Below are 8,316 nucleotides of genomic sequence, written 5' to 3' on the forward strand. Positions count from 1 at the left end.
CTCGAAGTCGGCACCGTCAATGTCTGGGAAGTGCCGGGCTACCGGATCGAGATGTCGCCCTTCGGCGGTATCAAGGATTCGGGTCTCGGCTACAAGGAAGGCGTGATCGAGGCGATGAAGAGCTTCACCAACGTCAAGATTTACTCGCTGCCCTGGGTGTGAACCAGGCCCACCATCTCCTCCCCCGCCGCTCCTCGTCCCCTCCCCCTTGATGGGGGAGGGCAAGGGAGGGGGTGGGGCAACCAACGCGATCTACGATCACCCCCCTTCCTAACCTTCCCCCACAAGGGGGGAAGGGATGAAAGGAGGAAGCGGGGGAGGGGATATAAATATCAACCCTCACCCTGCGACCGGCTGGCGGTTCACCTTGAGGCGCGACCCCGCTAGATTACGCCCCGCATTCCTTCCAGAAGGGGACCTTTGAGTATGGCTCTGCCCTCCCACGCCCGGGCCGTCATTATCGGCGGCGGCATCATCGGCTGTTCCGTCGCCTATCACCTCACCAAGCATGGCTGGAAGGATGTCGTGCTGCTGGAGCGCAAGAAGCTCACCAGCGGCACCACCTGGCATGCGGCGGGGCTGGTGCGCGGCATGCTCTATAGCGGCAACCTGACCAAGCTCGCGCGCTATTCGATCGAGCTCTACCGCAAGCTCGAGCAGGAGACCGGTCAGGCCACGGGCCTCAAGCAGAACGGCTCGATCTCGATCGCGACCAACGAGGAGCGCTGGGACGAGCTGCGCCGCGGCGCCTCGCTGGCCCATGCCTTCGGCGTCGATGCCGAGCCGATCACGCCCAAGCAGGTCGCCGAGAAATATCCGCTGATGAACACCTCGGATCTGCTGGGCGCGATCTTCTTTCCCAATGACGGGCAGTGCAATCCGGCCGACACCGCGATGGCGCTGGCCAAGGGTGCCCGCATGGGCGGGGCCAAGATCTTCGAGGATACGCGCGTCGCCGCTATCCTGAAGCAGGACGGCAAGGTCACCGGCGTCCGCACCGATGACGGCCACGAGATCAAGTCGGACATCGTCGTCAATTGCAGCGGCATGTGGGCGCGCGAGGTCGGCCTCATGGCCGGTGTCAATGTGCCCCTCCATGCGGCCGAGCATTTCTATGTCGTGACCGAGCCGATGGATGTGCCGTCGAACCTGCCGGTCATGCGCGACATGGATGCCTGCGCCTACTACAAGGAAGACGCCGGCAAGCTGCTGATCGGGGCCTTCGAGCCCAATGCCAAGCCCTGGGGCATGAACGGCATCCGCGCCGATTTCTGCTTCGACGAGCTGCCCGAGGATTTCGATCATTTCCAGCCGATCCTCGAGGGTGCCATTCATCGTGTGCCCAAGCTCGGCGAGACCGGGATCCGCAAATTCTTCAACGGGCCGGAAAGCTTCTCGCCCGACCAGCGCTATCTCCTGGGCGAGGCGCCGGAGCTGAAGAATTTCTTCGTCGCCGCTGGCTTCAATTCGATCGGCATCCAGTCGGGCGGCGGTGCGGGCATGGCGCTCGCCTCCTGGATCGTCGAGGGCCATCCGCCCTTCGATCTCTGGGACGTCGATATCCGGCGCATGATGCCGCATCAGAATCGCAAGACCTATCTCTATGACCGCGTCTCCGAAGCGCTGGGGCTGCTCTACGCGATGCATTGGCCCTATCGCCAGTTCACGACGGCGCGCGGCATCCGCCGCACGCCGCTCTATATGCGGCTCCAGGAGAACGGCGCCTGCTTCGGCGACGTCGCCGGCTGGGAGCGCCCGAACTGGTTCGCCCCCAAGGGAGTCGAGCCGAAGTATGAGTACAGCTTCAAGCGCCAGAACTGGTTCTCCTATTGCGGTGAAGAGGTGAAGGCGACGCGCGAGAAGGTCGGGCTCTACGATCAGTCCACCTTCGCCAAGTTCCTGGTGCGCGGCCCCGATGCCGAGGCGCAGCTGCAGCGGATCTCGGCCTCCGACGTGGGCGGCGCTCCCGGCCGAGCGGTCTATACCCAGTGGCTCAATGAGCGCGGCGGCATCGAGGCCGATCTCACCGTGACGCGCATCGCCGATGACGAATATTGGATCGTAACGGCGGCCGCGACCGCGGTGCGCGACAAGAACTGGCTCGTCCGCCATATCGAGCCGGGCGCCAAGGTCACGGTCGACGACATCACCAACGCCTATGCCGTCATCGGCGTGATGGGCCCCAACGCGCGGGCCCTGCTGCAGCCGCTGACCGAGGCCGACCTGTCCAATGCGGGCTTCCCCTTCGGCGCCAGCAAGGAGATCAATATCGGCCATGCGGCGGTGCGGGCAACCCGCATCAGCTATATGGGCGAGCTGGGCTGGGAGCTCTATGTCCCGACCGAGTTCGCGGTCGGCGTGTTCGACACCATCTTTGCCGCGGGCGGCCCACACGGGCTCAAGCTCTGCGGCATGCATGCGATGGATGTCTGTCGCATCGAGAAGGCCTATCGCCATTGGGGCCACGACATCACCGACGAGGACACGCCGCTCGAGGCGGGCCTCGGCTTCGCCGTGGCCTGGGACAAGAATGTCGATTTCATCGGCCGCGACGCGCTGTTGAAACAGAAAGGGCGGAAACTGCCCAAGCGCATCCTGCAGTTCGCGCTCGAGAACCCGGAGCCGCTGCTCTATCACAACGAGCCGATCTACCGGAACGGCGAGCGGGTGGGCCATACCAGCTCGGCCAATTACGGCCATCATCTCGGCCGCGCGATCGCGATGGGCTATGTGAAGAACGAGGCCGGCGTCGATGCCGATTGGGTCGCGTCCGGAAAATGGGAGATCGAGGTCGGATTGAAGCGCGAGCCGGCACGGGCAAGCCTCAAGCCGATGTATGACCCGACCAGCGGGCGGATGAAGGTTTGAAGACCGAGCGGCTCACCCCTCCCCCTAACCCCCTCCCGCAAGGGGAGGGGGCTGGAACTACAAACATCGCGCCCCCTCCCTTCACGGGAGGGGGTAGGGGGAGGGAGGCCGCGAGACGGTTTGTGAGGAGAATGGAATCATGACGGCAGTCCAGAATGCGGAAGTGACGGGGCGGCGTGTCGCTGTCCGCTGGCGCGAGGGCGGCGCCGCAGAATTCCCCTTCCTGTGGCTGCGCGACAATTGCCGCTGCGCCCGATGCCGTCATCCCGGCAATGGACAGCGGCTGCTCGACACGCTCGACATCCCCGAGGACATCGCACCCAAGGCCGTCGCGGCGAAGGGCGATGCGATCGAGATCGGCTGGTCGGATGGTCATGACAGCCGCTATGCGGCCGACTGGCTCAAGGCCCATGAGCTCAGTCCCCAAGCCCGTGCCCGGCGCCGGCCGCAGCACCGGATCTGGGGCAACGAGATCGCCAATAACCTGCCGCGCGCCGATTGGAACGAGCTCGACCGTTCGCCCGAGGCGGAGCGGGGGTTCCTGGCGCGCTATCACGCCTATGGCTTCGGGCTCCTCGACAATGTGCCGACCCGGAGCGGCATGGTGGTCGATGCCGGCAACCGCTTCGGCCATGTCCGTGTCACCAATTACGGCGCTTACTTCGACGTGAAGTCGATCCCGAACCCCAACAATCTGGCCTACACCTCGGTGGGGCTGGGGGTGCATACCGACAATCCCTATCGCGACCCGTCACCCGGCATCCAGCTCCTGCATTGCCTCGAGGCCGACGCGCCCGGCGGCGAGAGCATCCTGGTCGATGGCTTCAAGGCCGCGGAGGATCTGCGGCGCGACGATCCGGCGGCTTTCGATCGTCTTTCGAAGCTGCCGCAGCATTTCCATTTCTCCGACAAGAACGCCGATCTCGAGGCCGACCAGCGCGTGATCCATACCGATCACGAGGGCGTCGTGCGCTCGGTCCATTTCAACAACCGCTCTGCGGCCCCCATCGACCTGCCGCTCGAGGAGATCGAGGGCTGGTACGCGGCCTATCGGCGCTTCGCGCGCCTGTTGCGCCGGCCGGAGGGCGAGCTGCGCTTCCGCCTGGCGCCGGGGCAGTTGCTGATGTTCCAGAACGACCGCGTGCTCCATGGCCGCGACGGGTTCGATCCCAATCTGGGGCGCCGCCATCTCCAGGGCTGCTATATCGACCAGGATGGCATTCTGAGCCGCTGGCGCGTGCTGGAGCGTGGGTCCGCGGCGGAGATGCGCGCATGACCGCCGACGATCTCCTGCTCCAGATCCAATCCGCCTTCGAGCGCCGTGGCGGCGATACCTATGGCGAGGGCGTGAACCAGACCGATCACGCGTTGCAGGCGGGCTGGCTGGCCGAGCAGGCGGGGGCGCCCCGCGCGCTGATCGTCGCCTCGCTGCTGCACGATATCGGTCATCTGATCCATGAGCTGCCGCAGGACATCGCGGAGCAGGGGATCGACACCGAGCATGAGTCCCTGGGCTCGGCCTGGCTGTCGCGCTATTTCGGACCGGACGTGACCGAGCCGGTGCGGCTCCATGTCGAGGCCAAGCGCTATCTCTGTGTCGCCGAGCCCGGCTATTTCGACCGCCTTTCGGAAGCCTCGGTGCTGTCGCTGCGGCTGCAGGGCGGCCCGCACAAAGCGGAAGAGGCGGCGGCCTTCGCGGCCGAGCCCTATGCCGGGCAGGCGGTGAAGCTGCGCCATTGGGATGAGGAGGCCAAGGTGCTCGGCATGAAGACACCGGACCTGGCCCATTTCGCGCCGCTGATCCGCGCCTCGCTGCGCGTCTGATCTGCGCGAGTTTCCGTCAGGCGGCCTGCTGGCAGGACGCGCACTGGCCTTCGATCTCGACCGTCGAGCGCTGCGTCGCGAAGCCCTGCTTGCGGGCTCCCGATTCGATCGCGGTCGCGATCGCGCGGTCGGTCAGTTCCGCGACACTGCCGCAGCCGCGGCAGATCAGGAACTGGTAGCTGTGCATCTCGGCCGGATGGGTGCAGCCGATGAAGGCGTTGCGCGATTCGATCCGGTGGACCAGCCCCTGCTCGATGAGGAATTCGAGCGCGCGATAGACGGTGGGCGGCTGCGCGCCGCGGCCATCGGCCCGGAGCGCCTCCAGCAGCTCATAGGCGCCGACCGGCGCATGGCTCTGCCAGACCAGCTCCAGCACTCGCCGGCGGATGTCGGTCAGGCGCGCGCCGCGCTCGCCGCAGAGCGACTCCGCCGCGCCCAGGGCCTCGGCGATGCAATGCTCGTGATCATGGGCGACGGTTTTCATGCCGGTGACGGGAGCCATTCGCCTTGCCTCATCTCGCAATCGCAGTCTGGGTTATATTATAACAAACATGCCGCCACGCCAATGTCCGGATCGGCGGCCTGAGCCTGGGCGTTAAGTTCTTTCGCGGACAAGAAAAAATGGCGGGAAAACGGTGCTTCCGTCTTCCCGCCAGTTCAAGGCCGTAGTCGGGGTACTAGCTCAGATAAGGTTCGTCTGTGTCATGAAGTCAGGGGAATCAAGTCTCAGTCCAGACAGGTCAGGCACGTCAACTCAGCTGCCGATCTCGCCGCCGTCTTCCTTGACGATGGCGATCACGGCGGGACGCGGCGGCAGGTTCTGATCGAAGTCAGGCCAGCGCGTGGTGGGTTCGGCGAAGACGGAACCTTCGCCCGGATGCTGGACGGCGATGAAGAGCGTCTTGGCGTCCGGCGTGAAGCAGGGGCCGCAGGTTTCGGCGTCGCGCGGCATGGCGACGAATTTGCGCGTGACCGCGCGGCCGTCGCCGCTGACATCGGTGCCGTAGAGCCCGTCGCCGATGCCGAATTTCTTCTGCGTGCCGCCCTGGTCGGTCGCGATCCAGAGCCGGCCTTTGGGATCGAAGGCGACGTTGTCGGGGCAGGCGAGCCAGCCATTCTTGCTGGTGCCCTTGCCATACATCGTGGTGCCCCAGAGCGGGTTGCCCGCAACCAGGAACATGTCCCACTTGTATTCGGCCGCCGTGTGATCGGCGTCCTTGCCGTCGCCGCCCGCCGGGATCAGCTCGACGATCTGGCCGGCGGTGTTGTCGGCGCGCGGGTTGACGGCGTCGATCTGGTTGTAGCCGCGCTTCGTGTTGTTGGTGAGGACGACATAGACGCGGCCCGTCACCGGATCGGTCTCGACATCCTCGGGCCGGTCCATCGGCGTGGCGCCCAGGAGATCCGCCGCGCGGCGGGTCTCGATGACGACGTCCGCCTGGCTCTTGAAGCCGTTGGCTTCGGTCAGCGGGCCTTCGCCATAGGTGAGCGGCAGCCAATGCAGCTTGCCGTCGGGATCGAACTTGGCGACCGAGAGCGTGCCGTTGTCGAGCAGGCCGAGATTGGCCTTGCGGTCGCCGGCGCTGTAGGTGCCCTTGCTGACGAAACGGTAGAGATAGTCGAAGCGCTCGTCGTCGCCGAGATAGACGACCACATGGCCGCTCTTGTCGATGACGCTGGTCGCGGCCTCATGCTTGAGGCGGCCGAGCGCGGTGCGCTTCATCGGCGGGGATTTCGGATCGAAAGGGTCGATCTCGACCACCCAGCCGAAGCGGTTGGGCTCGTTCGGCTCCTGGCTCAGGTCGAAGCGGGCCTCGTGCTTCCACCAGGCATATTCAGGCTCGCCCTTGATGCCATAGCGCTTGAAGGAGGCGGCGTCGGGTGCGGCCGAGGGATCGCCGCCGAAGTAATTGTTGAAGTTCTCTTCGCAAGTGAGGACCGTGCCCCAGGGCGTGATGCCACCGGAGCAGTTGTTCACCATGCCCTTGACGGACATTCCTGATGTATCGGCAGAGGTCTTGAGGCGGTCACTCCCGGCGGCGGGTCCGGTGATGGTGATCAGCGTCGTCGCTGTCACGCGGCGGTTATAGGGGCTGTCCTCGACCACTGCCCATTTGTCGCCCGTGCGCTGGATCTCCAGAATCGAATGGCCATGCGCTTCCATCTCGGTCGCGACCTGCTCGGCGGTCGCCTTGTCGAGCTTGTCATCCTCGGTGAGGCCCGGGAACATCAGCTCGATGTTGGTGTATTCGTGGTTGACGCAGAGGAGGCCGTGATCCGACGCGTTCGAGCCCACGGGCAGCGAGATGAAGCCGATGAAGTCGTTGTTGTAGCCGAACTGCACGGCCTGGCCGGCCGCGGTCGATTTCCCGGCCTCGAAAGCCGGCGCGTTCGGGCTCAGCTTGTCGCCCCAGCGGATCAGCACGTCGGCACGATAGCCTTTGGCGAGCCGCAGCCCGTCATCGATGCCCTGCTCGATCTCCTCGAAGGTGAGGGTCGAGGGATTGCCGTCGGCCTTGGCGGAGCGTGCGCCCAGGAGGCCGGTGAAGAGGCCGGCGGCGCCGGTGAGGCCCAGGCCCCGCAATGCGGCACGGCGGCTGTAGCGGCGCGCCGCGATCTCGATCAGCGGCGAATTGTCGGTGGGGTTGGAACCGATATCGTCGGCGTCGGCGATGGTCATCGGGGGATAGCGGTCGATCGACGTCATTAGGCCTCTCTCTCCAGAGGTGAGCGCGCCGTCGGGTGACGAAACATGACGGCGCTGAAATCTGGCGCGACCATAGACAGAAGGCCAGGACTCCCGCGTGACCGCTTCATGACAGCGATATGACGCGGGGGACAAGTGGGGGATTCAATGCCTCGAGCGACGTCCCGCTCTATTTCTTACTAAGCCCCTCCCCCCTTGAGGGGGGAATTATCACCTTGACTGAACACGGTCGAATCCTTATATTCATGGGCATAGGAGATGTTCATGACCGCGACCGTTGATCTGGCTAACCCGATTTTCACCGACCTTGAGAAGGCTCGGGAGCACTTTGAAGCCATCCGTTGGCCGAACGGCCCCTATTGCCCGTTCTGCGGCTCGTTTGACCGCGTGGCGACGCTGGGTGGCAAGTCCATGGGGCCGGGCTGGTATCACTGCAAGGATTGTCGGCGCAAGTTTACGGCGGCCGTGGGCACGCTCTATGAGCGGTCGCACATTCCGATGACCAAGTGGCTGTTGGCGACGCATCTCATGTGCGCCAGCAAGAAGGGGATGAGCGCGCACCAGCTGCACCGGATGATCGGCCTTCCTTACAAAACCGCTTGGTTCATGGCGCATCGCATTCGCGAGGGTATGCGCGAGTTGAACCCGTCGTCCGGCCCGCTCGGCGGCGAGGGTAAGACGGTCGAGGCCGACGAGACCTACATCGGCGGCAAAGAGAAGAACAAGCACCGCAACAAGCGGACCAGCGCCGTTGGCGGTATGGGCAAGGAGATCGCTTTCTCGTTGGTCGAGCGCGGCGGCCGTGTTCGCAGCCAGCACGTCTCCGATGTCACCGCAAAGACCCTGCGCGAAATTCTGGTTTCCCAGTTGGACGGGAATACCGCGCTGATGACCGACGACGCGGGCCAGTATCGCCA

The 8,316-nt window shown here is 64.9% G+C and carries 7 protein-coding genes; 5 read left to right on the forward strand and 2 right to left on the reverse strand.

What is annotated here, in order from left to right:
- The 4 genes from ACREE8_RS05925 to ACREE8_RS05940 form a co-directional block, all read left to right on the forward strand.
- Nucleotides 1–162 (forward strand): aldehyde dehydrogenase family protein (locus ACREE8_RS05925; protein WP_431572065.1); only part of this gene is annotated, 162 nt, incomplete at its 5' end.
- Nucleotides 163–426: 264 nt separating this feature from the next.
- Nucleotides 427–2,868 carry a GcvT family protein gene (locus ACREE8_RS05930; protein WP_431572059.1) on the forward strand — a complete coding sequence of 814 codons (2,442 nt, stop codon included), beginning with the start codon at nucleotides 427–429 and terminating at the stop codon, nucleotides 2,866–2,868.
- 139 nt (nucleotides 2,869–3,007) lie between these two features.
- A complete protein-coding gene (tmpA, locus tag ACREE8_RS05935; RefSeq protein WP_431572060.1) occupies nucleotides 3,008–4,144 on the forward strand; it encodes a 2-trimethylaminoethylphosphonate dioxygenase in 1,137 nt (378 codons plus the stop codon).
- Nucleotides 4,141–4,692, forward strand: a complete 552-nt coding sequence (locus tag ACREE8_RS05940; RefSeq protein WP_431572061.1) for a phosphonate degradation HD-domain oxygenase — start codon at nucleotides 4,141–4,143, stop codon at nucleotides 4,690–4,692. Before tmpA ends, ACREE8_RS05940 begins: the two co-directional genes overlap by 4 nt.
- A gap of 16 nt (nucleotides 4,693–4,708) precedes the next feature.
- Here the strand turns inward: ACREE8_RS05940 and ACREE8_RS05945 are convergent, their stop codons facing one another.
- Complete coding sequence (locus ACREE8_RS05945) at nucleotides 4,709–5,194, reverse strand: transcriptional repressor (protein ID WP_431572062.1); 486 nt, start codon at nucleotides 5,192–5,194, stop codon at nucleotides 4,709–4,711.
- 252 nt (nucleotides 5,195–5,446) lie between these two features.
- A complete protein-coding gene (locus ACREE8_RS05950; RefSeq protein WP_431572063.1) occupies nucleotides 5,447–7,399 on the reverse strand; it encodes a PhoX family protein in 1,953 nt (650 codons plus the stop codon).
- Nucleotides 7,400–7,663: 264 nt separating this feature from the next.
- Here ACREE8_RS05950 and ACREE8_RS05955 point away from each other — a divergent pair.
- Nucleotides 7,664–8,316, forward strand: a 653-nt coding sequence (locus tag ACREE8_RS05955; protein ID WP_431572064.1) for an IS1595 family transposase, incomplete at its 3' end; no start/stop codon positions are given.

Source organism: Hypericibacter sp., from assembly GCF_050729195.1.
In the GTDB taxonomy this organism is placed as follows: domain Bacteria; phylum Pseudomonadota; class Alphaproteobacteria; order Dongiales; family Dongiaceae; genus Hypericibacter.